Below are 16,929 nucleotides of genomic sequence, written 5' to 3'. Positions count from 1 at the left end.
TCAACGCTCCCTCATTGCTTCTGATTGGTACTCTTGCAGTGGACTCAGTAAATAGTCGATAACCCGCCGCTGACCCGTTTTAATCTCTACGCTCACCGCCATCCCTGCCGATAACCGCACGGGTTTCCCCGCCACCATTAAGGTATCGCTATGCAACCGGATGCGGGCGGGAAAGACCAACCCTAACTGTTGATCTTCCATTGCATCACGCGAAACATGTTTGACTTCACCCGCGAGTGTGCCAAATCGGGTATAGGGGAAACTGTCAACCTTCACTTCCACTGCTTGGCCCGGCAGGACAAAACCCACATCTTTATTGAGGACCATCACATCCAGTTCTAGCTGGTGGTTTTCGGGCACTAAGACCATCAACGGCTGAGCCGCTGTCACCACGCCGCCCAAGGTGTGAACTGCCAATTGCTGGATCACACCTGCTACTGGGGCGCGTAAACTTTGTTGGCGCTGTTTTTCCATCAACTTAATCTGTTCCTGCTGCAATTGATTGATCACTTCATGGGCTTTATTTAAGCGCTCTTGATAGCTCCGTTTTTTTTCAGCCAAATAGTGCAAGCGGGTTTGCGTCAAGTTGAGCGTTTTTGCCTCTAAAATAGCTTGCTCGCTGTGAAAACGGCTGGCTTCTGCGGTCGCATTTAGCCATTCACGTTCTTGGACCAGTAGCTCAATTTCTGCGATCGACTTGGATTTCGCTAAGGTCCGCAGTGCCTGTAGCCGTTGATGGATGTTTTTCATCAATACTTTTTGGTTAGCGATGTTAGCTATGCCTGCCTGTATATGGGCTTGATTCACCGCCTGTTCGCTCTCCATACGGGATAGCTCGGCATTCACCTCGTCATACTCTTTCAGTAAAAGCGCCTGAGTCATCATGAGCAAATCATCAGGAGCATCAAGCGGCGCGGCAAAATGCGTTTGTGGATCATCAGTCAGCATGGCAACCATTCGTGCTGCCTCTAATCGGCGATGTATCAATTGCTTATTGATATTCTCCAGCTCCGCATCAATACCTATCGGGTTTAACTCAATCAACACCTGCCCCACGTCAACCCGGTCGCCATCACGGACATTGATGGCCGCCACCACGCCTGACTCTAATGGCTGAATAACTTTCGAGTGTTCAGAAACAATCACTTTGCCATTGGCTGAGGCATGAATATCAAGCTTGCCAACAATCGACCAGATCAATACCAGCAGCAAAGTGATCACCAGAAACCATGCCGTGCGCCGTGCTAGCGGTGCAATTGGCCGCTCGACGATATCCAAATAAGCAGGTAGAAAATCATATTCATCACGGGGGCGATCAGCCGGGAAATAGTGCTGCCAACGGCGTTTTATGGCCTTAATCAGCGACGATTTAGCCAAAATTTGCATTACCTTCATTTTGATTCCTCATGACTAAAATCAGCCTGTTGCTGCCAAAGCCGGGCATAGACGCCGTTGTGCGCCAGCAGTGCGTCATGGTTCGCCAGCTCAGTGACTTGGCCTTGGGTTATGACGCCGATACGATGGCAATACCTGACGGTCGAGAGTCGGTGAGCAATGGTGATAACCGTGCGGTTAGCAATAATCCGGGCCATGTTTTTCTGAACTTCGGCTTGTGACTCATCATCCAATGCGCTGGTCGCCTCATCGAAAATGAGAATGCGGGGATTGGCGAGCAGTGTGCGGGCAATGGCAATCCGCTGACGTTGCCCGCCAGAAAGGGATGCGCCGCCCTCCGACAGCAGGGTGTCGTAACCCAGTGGCAGCGCCAAAATAAAGTTGTGCGCTCCCGCCAGAGAGGCCGCTTCCACCACCTCACTGAGCGACGCGGTCGGCCGTGAATGCGCAATATTTTCACGCACAGTACGATTGAACAGGTAGCTCTCTTGCATGACGACACCCACTTGCCGCCTTAAATATTCGGGAGAGAAATTGCCTATTGGGTATCCATCAAAACTGATGACCCCTTGCTCCGCGACATAGAGGCGCTGTAATAGCCGGGCCACGGTGCTCTTACCTGAACCTGATGGCCCCACCAACCCAATATGTTCACCCGCCCGCAAAGAGAGTGAAAAATTGCGCAGTACGGGATCTAAATCTGGGCGATAGCGGAATAGGACATTTTGCAGAGAGATATCACCACGAATGTGGCGATCAGTCGGTGCGGCACCCACGGCCTGCTCAACCGGTAAGCTTAAAATATCTGATATCAGCCTTAGCCCGACTTGCGCCCGAATACTCTGTTGCCATAAATCGACCAATTTGCTCATCGGCATTAATGCCTGTACCGCCAACATGTTGAAGGCGATCAGTTGCCCGATACTGAGTTGAACAGACATAACTTGATACGCGCCAACGACAATGACCCCCGCACCCGCCAGTTTTTGCAATAGCTGTGCTGTCTGGCTGCTGAAATTTTGCAGATTTTGAACCCGAAAATTGGCTTCAGCATAATCACGGGTTTGCGTCTCCCAGCGCTGCTGCATTTGTGGCTCTAGCGCCAAACTTTTTACCGTTTCAACACCAGACACCGTTTCGGTTAAAAATGCCCCATTTTGGGCCGCGCAACCGCACAAAACTTCGACTCTCTTTTGCAATGGCCGAGTGGTCAGCGTCGCTAATAACAAGTAAAACGGCAGTACGCCCAATATGAGTGAACTCAGCAAGGGAGAAATACACCACATAACAATAAATAGCACGAGGGTAAAAACAACATCCACGCATAATGTCAGGGCTGATCCGGTAATGAATTCGCGAATATTATCTAACTCCCGCACTCTGGCGACAATATTCCCGACATGCCGCTGCTTAAAATAGCTGAGTGGCAATTTGATTAAATGCTTAAATAGCTTACCTCCTAATAAGATATCAACGCGGGTCGTGGTATGGGAAAAAATATATTCTCGTAGGAATTTCAAAACGACCTCATATACCCCAACCACCAGCAGCGTAATAATTAATACGTCCAGTGTTGTCAGCGCATTATGTACTAATACCTTATCCATGATGACCTGAAAGAAAAGCGGCGAAATCAGTGCCAAAAACTGTAACAACATGGATAGCACCAGCACTTGGATCAGCGATTTTCGATGCTGGAGCAAAACAGGAATAAACCAGCGAATATTAAAACGTGAATGGCTGCAATGAATAACCACCCCACTCCACAACTCAACAAGCTCCTGATAAGTAATGATTTCAGGTTTATTGCTGTGGGCGTGTTGTAGCAATACTTGCTGCTCATTAAATCGCGCTAATAAAATAAAGTTGCCTTGCATATCACGAAATGCGAGGGGTAACTGTTCTGGCTTAATTTTATTTAATTGTTGTTTTCTGACTTTAAAACGTGCCGCCGTGACACTTGAAAATTGCGATAAATACCGCTGCAATGAAGCTAATGTCACCATTGTCGAACGATCTATTGCAGCATTTTGACCAAAATCCTCAACAGTTTGCGAATTTAACCCCGCTAAACGGAGTAATCGGGTTGCGCAGACTAATGAGGAGTGAACATGGTTTTCCATAAATTGCGTTACCACCTAGATTATTAGGGACGTCGGCCGCTGAAAAAGATAAACACCGGACCAGTCAAATAATATATAACGCAGGTATCATAGAGGGGGTTTTATATATGATCAGCATCAAGTAAGAGAGTGTAATTTTTAATAATTAAAAAAATCTTGCTTGCACTGTAAAAGAAACAGCCAATTCACTTGGTAAATACGCAAGATGATAGTATTAAGTGCATATATTAATAGCTCAGTATTAAATGTAACAAATGAAAGTCAACATTCTATTAGCCATGGGTCACTTCACATTTATTGATTTATATCGTCAATGACCTGTCTCTTTATGTGATAATTTTGCGGTGATTTATATCCATAGTGGTGGCTACCGCCGTTTTATCACTGATAACAGGACTTTTTCTCGCCATGACACCGACAATGCCTTCAACTGCCGATGACCTATCCCCTATTTCTGATGTGAACCCTGACACCCGTTTGCTCCCGATCCAACAGATTGCTCAGCAGTTGGGGCTGTCGGCTGATGATCTCATCCCTTATGGTCATCATATGGCGAAAGTCGATATCCGTGCTCTACGGCCTGAAGCGCCACAGGGCAAGCTGATTTTGGTCTCCAGTATTACGCCCACCCCGTTGGGGGAAGGTAAAACCGTCACGACCATTGGTTTAAGTCAGGGAATCAATCGGTTAGGTTATCGCAGCGTGGCCTGTATCCGTCAACCCAGCCTCGGCCCTGTTTTTGGTGTTAAAGGGGGAGCCGCTGGCGGCGGTGCGGCGCAAGTGGTTCCAATGGAGAAACTGAACCTGCATATGACGGGCGATATCCATGCCATCAGCGCCGCGCATAATCTGGCGGCCGCCGCGCTGGATGCGCGCCTCTATCATGAGCAGCGCTTGGGCCAAGTTTTTAGTCAACAAACGGGTATGCCGTTACTCAATATTGACCCGCAGCAGATTCTCTGGCCGCGAGTGGTTGATCATAATGATCGGGCGTTGCGGCATATTCAGGTAGGCATCGGCGGTGGTACTAATGGGGTTGAACGCGCTGATCGTGTAGAGATAACCGCCGCATCTGAATTGATGGCAATTTTGGCATTATCAGAAAGTCGACGAGATATGCGCCAGCGCATTGGCCGCATTATTTTGGCTCACTCAATGACTGGCCAGACGATTACCGCCGATGATCTGGGTGTCGCGGGGGCTATGGCAGCCCTCATGAAAGAGACTATCCACCCGACACTGATGCAAACCAGCGAGCAGACACCAGTACTGATCCACGCCGGGCCATTCGCGAACATCGCGCACGGCAACTCTTCAGTACTGGCGGACCGTTTAGGGCTGCAATTAGCCGATTATGTGGTAACGGAAGCCGGTTTCGGTTCTGATATGGGGATGGAGAAGTTCTTTAACATCAAATATCGCCAATCGGGCATAACCCCCGCCTGCGTGGTATTGGTGGCGACACTGCGCAGCCTGAAAGCCAATAGCGGGGCTTTTGATATCAAACCCGGTCAGCCGCTACCTGCCGCGATCCTCAGCGAGAACATTCCGCTACTGAATGAAGGTTGCACCAATCTGAGATGGCACATTAATAACGCCAAAAGCTACGGTTTACCGGTGGTGGTGGCGGTAAACCGTTTTCCTGACGATAGCGCCGCAGAGCTGAAATTCTTAGCTGACTATGCGTTATCTGCAGGTGCACAGGCCTGCGAACTCAGTGATGCTTTTGCCGAGGGTGGGGCCGGAACAGTGGCCCTGTCCCAACAGGTGATCGATGCCTGCGAAAAGGCAACTAAACCTTGCTTGCCGTACCCAGACGATGCCTCGTTGGAGCAAAAACTGCACATTTTGGCTCAAGGCTATGGCGCACGCGAAATCACTTTCACCTCGCAAGCACGCCAGCAACTGGATGAGATAACCGCAGCCGGTTTTGGTCATTTGCCACTTTGTATCGCCAAAACACCGCTGTCGATTAGCGCCGACGCCAGCCTAAAAGGGGTCCCACATGATTTTGTGCTGCCCATCACTGCCTGCGCCCTATCAGCGGGTGCTGGATTTGTCCGTGTCTATGCCGGAAATATTATGACCATGCCCGGTTTGGGTGCCCAACCGGGGTATTTCCATATTGATATAGATGACGAAGGACACATTAGCGGGTTAAGCTAGACCCATTCAGATGGGTGGTATTCGCAGCGCGACTATCGCTTTTGTCAATAGATTAAAAGGCTTACCATGTCTCAACCGCAAGAATATCAACGTATTGGGGGCTGGTTATTGGCTCCTCTGGCCTATCTTATTGTGACTCTGCTCAGTGCCACGTTAATGCTGGCGCTGTATGCCATGGCGATTTTTACGCCCGCATCGAGAGAGTATCTGGTGACCAACTCGCAAGCGTTTACGCTGCAATGGTATTTCTCCGTCATCACTACAGTATTGATGTGGGTTTATACTTTATGGGTCATTTGGCTGTTTTGTAGCCGCTCGCGGCGCTTGGTCAAATGGTTTATTCTCTGGCTACTCATCACCGTATTATTAGCGCTAAAAGCGTTCGCTTTCTCACCTATCAGCGACGATATCGCATTACGAACTTTAGGATGGCCTCTGTTAGCTGCGGCTGTTTTCGTCCCTTACATCAAGCGATCGCAACGGGTGAAGCATACTTTTACCGAACAATAAGGGAATTAAGCACATTTCCCTCCTAAAATCGCAATAACCCTGCACTTCATCTGTTGTCGTTAGGCCGCCAATTTTGGATAATAGGCGGCTTTTATTTTTTTAGGTTCTGCAATGACTGAATACCTGCTCCTGTTCGTCGGTACTGTGTTGGTAAACAACTTCGTTCTGGTCAAGTTTCTTGGCCTCTGCCCGTTTATGGGTGTCTCCAAAAAACTGGAGACCGCCATTGGTATGGGGCTGGCAACCACTTTTGTTCTGACACTGGCCTCGGTTTGCGCCTGGATGGTAAACAGTTTTATCTTGCTGCCCCTTGGGCTGGTCTATTTGCGGACACTCGCATTCATTTTAGTTATCGCTGTCGTGGTTCAATTCACTGAATTGGTGGTGCGCAAAACCAGTCCGGCGCTTTATCGTTTGCTGGGCATCTTTTTGCCACTGATCACTACCAACTGTGCTGTTTTAGGTGTTGCCTTGCTCAACGTGAATCAATCTCACAATTTCATGCAATCGGCGGTTTATGGCTTCAGTGCCGCTGCCGGTTTCTCATTAGTCATGGTGCTGTTCGCGGCAATTCGTGAACGGCTGGCGGTGGCTGACGTTCCTGCGCCCTTCCGTGGCTCCTCCATTGCGCTGATTACTGCTGGGCTAATGTCACTGGCCTTTATGGGCTTTACCGGATTGGTGAAGTTCTAATGATGTCGTTATGGATTGCCATTGCTGCATTAAGTACATTGGCGCTGATTTCTGGTGCAGTGCTGGGTTTTGCTGCCCGCCGTTTTCAGGTTGAGAGTGATCCGGTGGTTGAGCAGGTCGAAGCCATCTTGCCTCAAAGCCAGTGCGGTCAATGCGGCTATCCCGGTTGTCGCCCCTATGCTGAAGCCGTCTCCAGTAATGGTGAAAAGATCAACAAATGCGCCCCCGGTGGCGAGCAAGTGATGCTTAAGTTGGCTGAGTTGCTAGCAGTGGAGCCACACCCCTTAGACGGCGATGAAGCGGCGGCCCATCCACAGCGTAAAGTGGCTTTTATTGATGAAGCTAACTGTATCGGTTGCACTAAATGTATTCAGGCGTGCCCAGTCGATGCCATTGTCGGTGCAACCCGAGCCATGCATACCGTATTACCGGATCTCTGCACCGGCTGTGACCTTTGCGTCGCCCCTTGCCCGACCGATTGTATTGAAATGATCCCGGTTGCTACCACCACCGCTAACTGGAAGTGGGACTTGAACACCATCCCGGTGAAGAACATTCCTGCTCAGTTAGTTGCCTCGCAAATGATTCCGGTGAAAATGATAGATGTGGAGCAACATGTTTAAGCTGTTTACGGCCCGCCAACGCGACAATATTTGGGATTTCGACGGCGGTATTCATCCCCCTGAGATGAAGTTGCAATCTAGCACGGTACCGATGCGGGTGGCCTCTCTGCCTGATCAAATGATCATTCCATTGCAGCAACATCTCGGGCCTGAGGGGGAATTGTGTGTCAGGACGGGTGAAGCCGTCTTAAAGGGCCAGCCGCTGACGGTTGGCCGTGGCCGCACCGTGCCAGTCCATGCTCCCACTTCCGGCATCATTACCGCAATTGCTCCCCATACCACCGCGCACCCCTCCGGTCTGGCTGAATTGTGCGTGCATATCACTCCCGATGGAGAAGACCGCTGGCGTAAGCAGCAGCCGTGGGCAGACTACCTTCAGCGGGACAAAATCGCCCTACTGGATCGCATTCATCAGGCAGGAATTGCCGGTTTAGGTGGCGCGGGCTTCCCCACCGCCAGCAAATTGCAGGGCGGCTTGAATAGCGTCACTACACTAATTATCAATGCCGCCGAATGTGAACCTTACATCACTGCCGATGATAGGTTGATGCAAGACCATGCTGATGAACTGATCACGGGCATCGAAATTTTAAGGCACTTGCTGCAACCTCAGCAGGTGTTGATTGGCATTGAAGACAATAAACCGCAAGCCATTGAAGCACTGCAACAGGCGCTGCTCGGCCATGATGATATTCAGTTGCGGGTTGTGCCCACCAAATACCCGTCCGGTGGGGCCAAGCAGCTCACCAAAATTCTGACGGGCAAAGAAGTGCCAATGGGTAAGCACTCCTCATCCATCGGCGTCTTGATGCAGAACGTCGGGACGGTGGTCGCGATCAAAAGGGCGATTATCGACGATGAGCCTTTAATCGAGCGGGTGGTGACATTAACGGGCGATGCCCTAGCGAAGCCGGGGAATTTCTGGGCCAGAATTGGCACCCCCGTACTGCACTTGCTAAAATTGGCGGGATTTCAGCCGCAAAGCCAACCGATGGTGATTATGGGGGGGCCATTAATGGGCTTTACCCTGCCCAGTTTAGATGTGCCCATTGTTAAGATCAGTAACTGTATTTTAGCCCCCGCTGAGGCGGAAATGGGGCTGTCAGAACCAGAGCAATCCTGTATCCGTTGTGGTTTATGTGTCGATGCCTGCCCGGCGGGTTTATTGCCGCAACAACTTTACTGGTTTAGCCGTGGCGAAGAGCATGAGAAGGCACGCAATCATAATTTATTTGATTGTATTGAATGTGGTGCTTGCGCTTATGTTTGCCCAAGTAATATTCCACTGGTGCAGTATTACCGTCAGGAGAAGGCCGAGATACGCGCCCTCGATCAAGAGAGCGCCCGAGCGGCTGAAGCGAAAGCCCGTTTCGAGGCCAAACAAGCCCGCCTTGCGCGGGAAAAATTAGCCCGTGAGTTGCGCCATAAGCAAGCGGCGGTCAAACTAACCGATGCTGATCAGCAAACTGTCGAGGCAGCTGTCAACCGCCTAGCTCGCCAGCCTGAAAATGCAGAGGCAGTGATCAGTGTAATAGCGGGGCAAACACCGGATAACAGCGCCGTGATTGCCGCCCGTGAGGCCCGTAAAGCTCAGGCCAGAGCGCGCCAGGCTGAAAAACAGATCACCATCTCGGTTGACGCAGCAGTAGAAGATCCGCGCAAAGCTGCGGTGGCTGCGGCCATCGCCAGAGTGAAAGCCAAGAAAGCGGCGCAAGCAGAGCAACCATCAGTAGATGATAAGCTCGACACTGATGCGCCTGAAGAAGATCCGCGTAAAGCCGCTGTGGCTGCGGCTATTGCCAGAGTGAAAGCCAAGAAAGCGGCGCAAGCAGAGCGAACATCAGTAGATGATAAGCTCGACACTGATACGCCTGAAGAAGATCCACGCAAAGCCGCTGTAGCTGCGGCCATTGCCAGAGTGAAAGCCAAGAAAGCGGCGCAAGCGGCTAACCCAGATTAAAGCGCATATGACATGTAAGACTGAACCGCACTCTGCCGTGCTCGCGCGGCAGAGTATCAGCTAACCGACATGAGATAGTTGTAACTGCAAGAGATATCGCGCATTTTCGATTCGGCATGACAACTGTCCACCTCAATCACTTCCATTTCAACGCCACCACCAAACTCTTCACGCAGTTTAGGTAGCACGTCATTAAACAGATAAATTGAGAATTTCACGCACTCTTTGGCACTGCCCTGATGGGATATCGACAAAAACTCGCCCGCCGGGATAGAGATATGATCTATTTCGCGATGTCCCTGAATTTCATGCCGCTTCTCTTTATCAATTGCCGTCGAATAGTGCACGGTATTCTGCCCTTGCTGACTGTCTTTGGCAGAAAACAGGGAGTAGACTCGCTGGCAAGAGAAGTTAACTTCCTTAAAGAAATCGAGCAAAATTTCATCTTTCATCGCCATGCAAGAGGAATGATGACCACTGCAATGGTTGTGCTCATCAAAACCCAACCGCCGTGTAAAGCCCACAAGCTCCTTCTCTGGCAAAGATATCCGTTTGATTTCTGGCGTATAATTCTGATAAAAACCAAAGCGAGGTATCATCCCCTGCACATCCCAATGCTCCATTTGGCGAAAACTATTGGGTGTAATACCAAAACGCTTCTTAAATGTGCGGGTGAAGGTCTGCTGTGAGTCAAAACCCAACTCATCTGAGATCTCAATGATGGGCCGCCGCGAGATACGCAGCACAACCGCAGCACGGGTCAGTACCCGCCCACGGATATAGGAGGCTAATTGTAACCCCACAATACTTTTAAATTTGCGTTGCAGATGCCATTTTGAATATCCCGAAATCTTCGCCACATCATCCAATGTGGGTCTCTTTTCTAAATTGATTTCAATCCACTCAATTAACTCTTCTATAAACAATATGTCTTCGTTAATCATTTCATTATTCTTAAAATATATAATTATAATGCATACTACATTAATCTATCATTATGCCAATGCTTTTCTTAAATCTCATTTTTAAAGTTAATAAATCGTTAATTTACAGATAGTTGAATAGATATGATCTGATGAAGAAAACACGTCAAAACAGCGGGGCGGGTTATCTTTCTGATACTAAGAACTAATTGCCACACTCATCTATGAATCCGTTTTCCGCTATATACGTGTAACTATCACGATATAAATTGCAAGTTAAATTTTAAAATTAGCGCTATTAATGAGTTTCTGTTGGTAACTTAATATTTCCTCGCTAGAGGTGTAATAACCCTATGATTAAGGCGTATTACATGCCGCCTGAATAGGGTAGAATGCGCACCAATATTATCCCCCATGACGGCTAAGTGTATCGATGCCGCAAGATCAACTTGCTTGCACAGCACTCGCATTTAAGAGCCGAGTTAAGCATTCGACATATGGTTGCAACTTCATGAAATTCAGGCCAGTAACACCGACCCAGAACAAAGGGTTGCAGATTGCCAGTTCCCCCTTTACGCATAATCAACGCAGTACCCGCAATATCATGCTACTGGTGATTCTGGCCTGTATTCCGGGCATTTTCGCTCAGACCTACTTCTTTGGTTATGGCAGCCTGATTCAGGTGGCATTAGCCATGGCCACCGCCCTACTGGCTGAAGGGGCGGTTTTGCAGTTACGCAAACAACCGATACTGATTCGCCTGCAAGATAATTCCGCGCTGTTGACCGGCTTGCTATTGGGGATAAGCCTGCCACCATTGGCCCCATGGTGGATGATTGTGTTGGGCACTCTGTTTGCCATTGTCATCGCCAAGCAACTTTATGGAGGATTGGGGCAGAACCCATTTAACCCTGCCATGGTCGGCTATGTGGTTCTGCTGATTTCATTCCCGGTGCAAATGACCAGTTGGCTGCCCCCCTTGCCGCTACAGGGCACCTCGGTCGGATTTTATGACAGTTTTTTAACCATTTTTACCGGTTATACCCACAGCGGTGCGGACATTCATCAGTTACAGGTTGGCTTTGATGGCATCAGTCAGGCGACACCGCTTGATAACTTTAAAACCGCCTTGCGCTCACAACCGGCTGAGCAAATCTTGCAACAGCCCATTTTCGGCGGAGCCTTAGCCGGCGTGGGTTGGCAGTGGGTTAACCTCGGTTTTTTGGCGGGTGGACTGTTGCTATTATGGCGCAAAGCGATTCACTGGCACATCCCCGTGAGCTTCCTGCTGGCTCTGTCGGGCTGCGCCGCCATTAGCTGGATGATCGCCCCACAAAGTTTTGCCTCCCCCATGCTACATCTGTTTTCCGGTGCGACTATGTTAGGCGCTTTCTTTATCGCCACCGATCCGGTCAGTGCCTCGACTACCCCCCGTGGCCGCCTGATTTTCGGCGCATTGATTGGTATATTGGTGTGGCTAATCCGGGTTTATGGCGGCTATCCCGACGGCATTGCCTTTGCCGTGCTGCTCGCGAATATTACTGTTCCGCTGATAGACCACTATACCCAGCCACGGGTTTATGGTCACAATCACGCCGCTAAACGCAACCGTACAGATAAATAAGTCACCATTATGCTAAAAACAATGAAGCGTCACGGTATCACGCTGGCACTGTTTGCCGCAGGGGCCACCGGATTGACGGCAGTGGTTAATGCCTTGACCGAGACAACTATCGCCCATCAGGCCGCCTTGCAACAAAAAGCGCTGCTGGATCAGGTCGTTCCGGCTGAAAATTACGATAATGACATGCAAGCCGAATGTTACGTTGTCACCAATACTGCGCTGGGCAATCTAGCCCCTCACCGTCTCTATCTGGCGCGTAAGGGCGATAAACCGGTGGCGGCCGCCATCGAGACCACTGCGCCGGACGGCTACTCTGGGGCGATCCAATTATTGGTGGGTGCCGATTTTCAGGGTAACGTACTGGGTAGCCGCGTGATGGAACATCACGAAACGCCGGGCCTCGGTGATAAAATTGACATCCGAATCTCTGATTGGATTAGCCATTTCAGCGGCAAACACGTCGATGGCGAGCAGGATAAGCGCTGGGCAGTGAAAAAAGATGGCGGTGATTTTGATCAGTTTACCGGTGCCACCATCACCCCAAGGGCGGTGGTGCTGGCAGTGAAAAAAACCGCGCTCTATTTGGAAACCTTGCCCGCCAATCTTGAGGGTTTGCCAATCTGTGGAGAGAGTCAATGAGTGAAGCAAAAAACCTGTTAGCCCAAGGGCTATGGAAAAATAACTCGGCATTGGTGCAACTGCTGGGCCTCTGCCCCCTATTAGCCGTGTCGTCTACCGCCACCAATGCCCTCGGTTTAGGGCTAGCCACCACTCTGGTGCTGGTGTGTACCAATACGGCAGTATCGGCCCTGCGCCGCTGGGTACCGAATGAAATCCGCATCCCTATCTACGTGATGATCATCGCGTCAGTGGTCAGCACCGTGCAAATGCTGATTAACGCCTATGCCTTTGGCTTATACCAATCGCTTGGGATATTCATCCCGCTGATTGTGACCAACTGCATCGTGATTGGTCGCGCGGAAGCTTATGCCGCAAAAAATCCGGTGGGGCTGTCGGCCCTCGATGGCTTGGCGATGGGGCTGGGGGCAACCTGCGCACTCTTCGTGCTGGGTTCACTTCGTGAAATTTTGGGCAACGGCACGCTATTTGATGGGGCCGATATGCTATTAGGTAGTTGGGCAAAAGTGCTGCGAATTGAAGTCATGCATCTGGATAGCCCGTTCTTGCTGGCGATGTTGCCACCGGGGGCTTTTATTGGTTTAGGATTGTTGCTCGCCGCTAAATACGTCATTGATGAGAAGATGAAAGCGCGCAAAGCCAGCGCCATGATCACGGCATCACAACCTCAGGATATTGCGGCAGAGAAAGCCTTATGAACAAAGAGAAACGTGTCGCCATTTTGACCCGTCTGCGGGATAACGACCCGCATCCGACCACTGAGTTGGTTTACACCACCCCTTTTGAGTTGCTGATTTCAGTGCTGCTGTCGGCACAGGCAACCGATGTCAGTGTCAATAAAGCCACCGCCAAACTCTATCCTGTGGCGAACACCCCACAAGCCATACTGGATCTTGGGGTTGATGGCTTGAAGTCATACATCAAAACTATAGGTCTGTTTAACACCAAAGCCGAAAACGTGATTAAAACCTGCCGCCTATTGCTGGAGAAGCATCAAGGTGAGGTGCCAGAAGATCGTGCAGCGCTAGAAGCCCTGCCCGGTGTGGGCCGGAAAACCGCCAATGTGGTGCTGAATACCGCTTTTGGTTGGCCCACGATCGCGGTGGATACCCATATATTCCGTGTTTGTAATCGCACTGGCTTTGCCCCCGGCAGCAATGTTGATCAGGTGGAAGCCAAGTTACTCAAAGTGGTGCCTGATGAATTTAAGCTCGATTGCCACCACTGGCTAATTCTCCATGGTCGCTACACCTGTATTGCGCGTAAGCCCCGCTGCGGCTCGTGCATTATTGAAGACCTGTGTGAGTATAAAGAGAAGGTTTATCCGGAGCATTAATGCACAGCCCCCCTATTTGCAACGATTAACGTATTCGATTGGACGCCTCAATCCCACCCCACTAGACTAGTGAGCAAACGGGCTTAAGTAGTGAGTTGTTTTCCCCTACTTGTAGCAACCTGCGTTTGAAATCCGCCAAACCTGCATTTATTGCGTTTTTCGGCTCACACTAACTGCAACTATTGGTAGATATAAACCCACAATATCTGCAAATGAACCTGCATTTTATGGGGCTGACCTGCATTCCATCTTCATGGACCCACAATAACTGCAACTCTAAAATTTTAAACGCCAGATGCACTCGAAGGTAATCATTCGTTATGAGATGGTTAACTTTTGATACTAAATAGGTAATCCGGCAGCCAAAATACGATCACGTAACTCTGCCGTACGTGTTGGATCCAACTGATTATTAAATAAAGCCCTGATCTCGGCAGGTTTGGCATCGAACTGTTCGACCATATCTTTCAGACGATAGCCGTGGCGTGTCAATGTAGGTTCCAGATCATCCAGTTTCCGCGACAGGATACTGTCGACCAATTGAGCTGTAACAGGACGTTCTCCGGTAAGATAGCCAGCCTCTAGCGCCAATGTCAGATGTTGTTGCACCTGTAGTGGTGTACGTAACTTTGTTGCCAAGATATCAATAGCATCTTCTGTCAAAATCGGCTCCCCTTCAGCCACAGGGGAAGCACAGATATTCAGCAACCATTGGATATACTCTCGCTGGCTACCAGCAATGCCGTCCAGAGTGAAAATCTCTGTCCGGTAGCCGATTTCTTCCATCGTCGGCCTGCGTAAGTCATTTCTCAATTTAGGATGACCGGCCAGGATAACGGATAACCGCCCGCCACCGTCCTCCACGACTTCCATCAAACGCTTTAAACCGATGAGGGTATGACCATTAAGATCATGCGCTTCATCCACAAACAGAGCGACGGGACGCTTACTTTTCTTAATCAACTCCTGCAATTCTCGTTCCCGACGTTCGCCTTGCTTGGGAATTTGTACCGCTTTATCCTGAACCAAATCATAGAACAGAGCAGAAATCAGCGTAGCCAGCTTAATGCTGCTTTTCTCCACCGACAGTGATTTGGCCACCGTCACACGGTTTTCATCTTTGAGAATTTGCTGAAGTCGTCGCAATGTGACTGTTTTACCGCACCCTACGACACCGCAAAGTGCGATAAGCCGTCCTTCAAAAATAGCGGCTTTGATATCTTTCGTCAGTTGTTTATGGCTTTCTGTTTCATAATAGCCGGCCTGACTCAGTGGGTTTACCAGACCATAATATTGCATGACCTCAACTCGCATGATCTTCTTCCTGTTTCTTCTTACGAAAATAATCTCGTACGCGGGCCAGTACAATGTGGCGTATGAGTGTTTCACTCAGTATCTGGTCAATAAAATGCCGCTCGGGAGCTGCCAATTTTGCCAATGGAGTGGCTAATTCGCTGGCGATCGCTAACTTAGCAACGATAACGTTGGTATAACATTCTTCATGTATTGCTGGGAAAGCTTGTTTGGGAAGGTCGTTCGGGATCAATTGAGTAACTAACTGAATGTTTTCCCCTGTTAACGCCGCTATGGGTAACTTGAGCTGATGGGCCAATGTGCGAATACGATCAGCGCGTTGACTAATCCTCCCTTGCCTAAATGCCCGGTAACGATTAAGTGGAATTGGCCCAGAAACAGGATAATACGGCCCTGTCCGTTCACCTTCAAACTCAACATAGAGCTCATTGTCAAATAGCCCCCACAGGAGTATCACGGTCTCCCCAGCCAAATCCGATTCAACTTCATAAGCAGTACCTTCCACCGTAACTCGTGCATCGATACCGACTTTGCGTCGCTCAGGCTCTCTGGCAAAACGACAAAACTGTTCCCAGGTACACATTTCACGGATCCCATTGGCGGGGACGTTATCCAACCAGTCTTCAAGCCGTGAATGCGACTCATAACGATGAGGCTGACCGTTGTAGTGGTGTAAATAGCGCCACAGCCAGGCATTTGCCTGCTGCTCTGTTTCTGGCTTATGAAAATGGTACAGCGTTTCATGAGCTTCTTTAACGGTGCGGAACGGGCGTTCCACTTTTCCTTTGGACCGAGCGGTCACACGTTCACCATCTTTCCCTGCGGGGAGGTGTGTCAACCATTCAATACCTAGCGCCAACATCACATTCTGAAAAACGCGACTTTTGGCCACGGGACCATTATCGAGATAAATCATCTGCGGCCGCCCTTGAAAAGGGAATATATCTTCGGCTTTAGATGCCATTGCCGCAAAAAGAAATCTCAATGCAGATTCAGCGTCCTCACCGTAAACACAATGATATTCCTGATAGGCTACGCCACTGCGATCATCAACCACACTGAACAGCATCAATGTCGGCTCACCTTTGCTCGGATCGACCCAATCAGGTGCATCGATGTGCTTGAGGTCGGAAGGTGACATGTCAAACTGCCAGCAGTCATTACTGCACTCAGCTTGAAAACGAACCGCTGCAGGAGGTCGATGTAGATGAGGTTGATCCAGATGCCAGCGGGATAAATACCGATTTACGGTACTCCGGGTCAATATTCCTTTTGGAGCCTGAATGTGTCCCTGCTCAGTATCAACACCGTAGTCCTCCAGTAATTCAATAGCCCGGCGTGTTGAAAGATGGCGTCCCTGTTTATTCGTGGTTCTGAATTTAAGCGCAGCGACCAATTCGCAATATTTCTCCATATCAGGCTTAGGCATGACCCGTGGTTGCCCGTGATCAATACGGTGAGCTGCATGGGGTTTGAGAAGGTCATTTAGCGCTCGGTAAACCGATGTTGGTGACAGACCATATAGGTTAGACATTGCAGCTATCTGAGCCGCTCTTTCAGTACTTTTGCGCGGCAAACGATCCAGCCGCTGTCGCAACTGTAATAATGCATCAACCGGAATAT

General features: G+C 49.7%; 14 protein-coding genes. 9 read left to right on the top strand and 5 right to left on the bottom strand.

Annotation, left to right across the window (positions count from 1 at the left end; all coding sequences use genetic code 11):
• Positions 1–1,395, bottom strand: coding sequence for an HlyD family type I secretion periplasmic adaptor subunit (locus HRD69_RS15500; protein ID WP_032813718.1), 1,395 nt, complete (start codon positions 1,393–1,395; stop codon positions 1–3).
• Entirely contained in the window at positions 1,392–3,518 is a 2,127-nt protein-coding gene (locus HRD69_RS15495) for a peptidase domain-containing ABC transporter (RefSeq protein ID WP_004874401.1), read from the bottom strand. Before HRD69_RS15495 ends, HRD69_RS15500 begins: the two co-directional genes overlap by 4 nt.
• A 408-nt stretch (positions 3,519–3,926) precedes the next feature.
• On the opposite strand from HRD69_RS15495, the gene HRD69_RS15490 reads away from it, so the two are divergent.
• From HRD69_RS15490 to rsxC, 5 genes are all read left to right on the top strand, one after another.
• The gene (locus HRD69_RS15490) at positions 3,927–5,684 is read left to right on the top strand and encodes a formate--tetrahydrofolate ligase (protein WP_032813720.1); all 1,758 of its coding nucleotides are present in this window, start codon (positions 3,927–3,929) and stop codon (positions 5,682–5,684) included.
• A gap of 66 nt (positions 5,685–5,750) precedes the next feature.
• Positions 5,751–6,194 (top strand): DUF2569 domain-containing protein, encoded by a 444-nt coding sequence (locus tag HRD69_RS15485; RefSeq protein WP_004874403.1) that lies wholly within the window; start codon positions 5,751–5,753, stop codon positions 6,192–6,194.
• A 111-nt stretch (positions 6,195–6,305) separates the two neighbouring features.
• Positions 6,306–6,887 (top strand): electron transport complex subunit RsxA, encoded by a 582-nt coding sequence (gene rsxA / locus HRD69_RS15480; RefSeq protein ID WP_013649928.1) that lies wholly within the window; start codon positions 6,306–6,308, stop codon positions 6,885–6,887.
• Positions 6,887–7,510: an electron transport complex subunit RsxB gene (rsxB, locus tag HRD69_RS15475; protein WP_004874404.1), complete on the top strand. Its 624-nt coding sequence runs from the start codon at positions 6,887–6,889 to the stop codon at positions 7,508–7,510. Before rsxA ends, rsxB begins: the two co-directional genes overlap by 1 nt.
• On the top strand, positions 7,503–9,470 hold the full coding sequence (gene rsxC, locus HRD69_RS15470) for an electron transport complex subunit RsxC (protein WP_032813723.1): 1,968 nt from the start codon (positions 7,503–7,505) through the stop codon (positions 9,468–9,470). Before rsxB ends, rsxC begins: the two co-directional genes overlap by 8 nt.
• 56 nt (positions 9,471–9,526) lie before the next feature.
• Here the strand turns inward: rsxC and HRD69_RS15465 are convergent, their stop codons facing one another.
• Positions 9,527–10,414 (bottom strand): helix-turn-helix domain-containing protein, encoded by an 888-nt coding sequence (locus tag HRD69_RS15465; RefSeq protein ID WP_004874406.1) that lies wholly within the window; start codon positions 10,412–10,414, stop codon positions 9,527–9,529.
• A gap of 490 nt (positions 10,415–10,904) precedes the next feature.
• Between HRD69_RS15465 and rsxD the strand changes: the two genes are divergently transcribed.
• Genes rsxD through nth form a run of 4 tightly spaced genes read left to right on the top strand, consistent with a single transcriptional unit; the run spans position 10,905 to position 13,992 of the window.
• Positions 10,905–12,017: an electron transport complex subunit RsxD gene (gene rsxD / locus HRD69_RS15460; protein ID WP_004874407.1), complete on the top strand. Its 1,113-nt coding sequence runs from the start codon at positions 10,905–10,907 to the stop codon at positions 12,015–12,017.
• 9 nt (positions 12,018–12,026) lie between these two features.
• The gene (gene rsxG / locus HRD69_RS15455; RefSeq protein ID WP_004874408.1) at positions 12,027–12,656 is read left to right on the top strand and encodes an electron transport complex subunit RsxG; all 630 of its coding nucleotides are present in this window, start codon (positions 12,027–12,029) and stop codon (positions 12,654–12,656) included.
• Positions 12,653–13,354 (top strand): electron transport complex subunit E, encoded by a 702-nt coding sequence (locus HRD69_RS15450; protein ID WP_032813724.1) that lies wholly within the window; start codon positions 12,653–12,655, stop codon positions 13,352–13,354. The genes rsxG and HRD69_RS15450 overlap by 4 nt, the downstream gene beginning before the upstream one ends.
• On the top strand, positions 13,351–13,992 hold the full coding sequence (gene nth / locus HRD69_RS15445; protein WP_032813727.1) for an endonuclease III: 642 nt from the start codon (positions 13,351–13,353) through the stop codon (positions 13,990–13,992). Before HRD69_RS15450 ends, nth begins: the two co-directional genes overlap by 4 nt.
• A gap of 342 nt (positions 13,993–14,334) precedes the next feature.
• On the opposite strand, the gene HRD69_RS15440 is transcribed toward nth, so the two are convergent.
• Both HRD69_RS15440 and HRD69_RS15435 read right to left on the bottom strand, forming a co-directional pair.
• Positions 14,335–15,306, bottom strand: a complete 972-nt coding sequence (locus HRD69_RS15440; RefSeq protein ID WP_032813729.1) for an ExeA family protein — start codon at positions 15,304–15,306, stop codon at positions 14,335–14,337.
• Positions 15,296–16,927, bottom strand: coding sequence for an IS481 family transposase (locus HRD69_RS15435; RefSeq protein ID WP_244953509.1), 1,632 nt, complete (start codon positions 16,925–16,927; stop codon positions 15,296–15,298). The genes HRD69_RS15440 and HRD69_RS15435 overlap by 11 nt, the downstream gene beginning before the upstream one ends.
• Positions 16,928–16,929 lie beyond the last annotated feature (2 nt).

Origin of the sequence: Yersinia mollaretii ATCC 43969 (assembly GCF_013282725.1) — a bacterium.
GTDB classification, from domain to species: Bacteria; Pseudomonadota; Gammaproteobacteria; order Enterobacterales; family Enterobacteriaceae; genus Yersinia; species Yersinia mollaretii.
This window is presented reverse-complemented; position numbering and strand designations above follow the sequence as displayed.

What these genes read in the sequence shown, in the direction of transcription:
- HRD69_RS15485 (WP_004874403.1), top strand. Translation starts at nt 5,751, where the DNA reads ATGTCTCAACCGCAAGAATATCAACGTATTGGGGGCTGGTTATTGGCT.
- HRD69_RS15490 (WP_032813720.1), top strand. Translation starts at nt 3,927, where the DNA reads ATGACACCGACAATGCCTTCAACTGCCGATGACCTATCCCCTATTTCT.
- rsxD (WP_004874407.1), top strand. Translation starts at nt 10,905, where the DNA reads ATGAAATTCAGGCCAGTAACACCGACCCAGAACAAAGGGTTGCAGATT.
- HRD69_RS15500 (WP_032813718.1), bottom strand. Translation starts at nt 1,395, where the DNA reads ATGAAGGTAATGCAAATTTTGGCTAAATCGTCGCTGATTAAGGCCATA.
- HRD69_RS15440 (WP_032813729.1), bottom strand. Translation starts at nt 15,306, where the DNA reads ATGCGAGTTGAGGTCATGCAATATTATGGTCTGGTAAACCCACTGAGT.
- rsxC (WP_032813723.1), top strand. Translation starts at nt 7,503, where the DNA reads ATGTTTAAGCTGTTTACGGCCCGCCAACGCGACAATATTTGGGATTTC.
- rsxG (WP_004874408.1), top strand. Translation starts at nt 12,027, where the DNA reads ATGCTAAAAACAATGAAGCGTCACGGTATCACGCTGGCACTGTTTGCC.
- HRD69_RS15495 (WP_004874401.1), bottom strand. Translation starts at nt 3,518, where the DNA reads ATGGAAAACCATGTTCACTCCTCATTAGTCTGCGCAACCCGATTACTC.
- rsxB (WP_004874404.1), top strand. Translation starts at nt 6,887, where the DNA reads ATGATGTCGTTATGGATTGCCATTGCTGCATTAAGTACATTGGCGCTG.
- rsxA (WP_013649928.1), top strand. Translation starts at nt 6,306, where the DNA reads ATGACTGAATACCTGCTCCTGTTCGTCGGTACTGTGTTGGTAAACAAC.
- HRD69_RS15465 (WP_004874406.1), bottom strand. Translation starts at nt 10,414, where the DNA reads ATGATTAACGAAGACATATTGTTTATAGAAGAGTTAATTGAGTGGATT.
- nth (WP_032813727.1), top strand. Translation starts at nt 13,351, where the DNA reads ATGAACAAAGAGAAACGTGTCGCCATTTTGACCCGTCTGCGGGATAAC.
- HRD69_RS15450 (WP_032813724.1), top strand. Translation starts at nt 12,653, where the DNA reads ATGAGTGAAGCAAAAAACCTGTTAGCCCAAGGGCTATGGAAAAATAAC.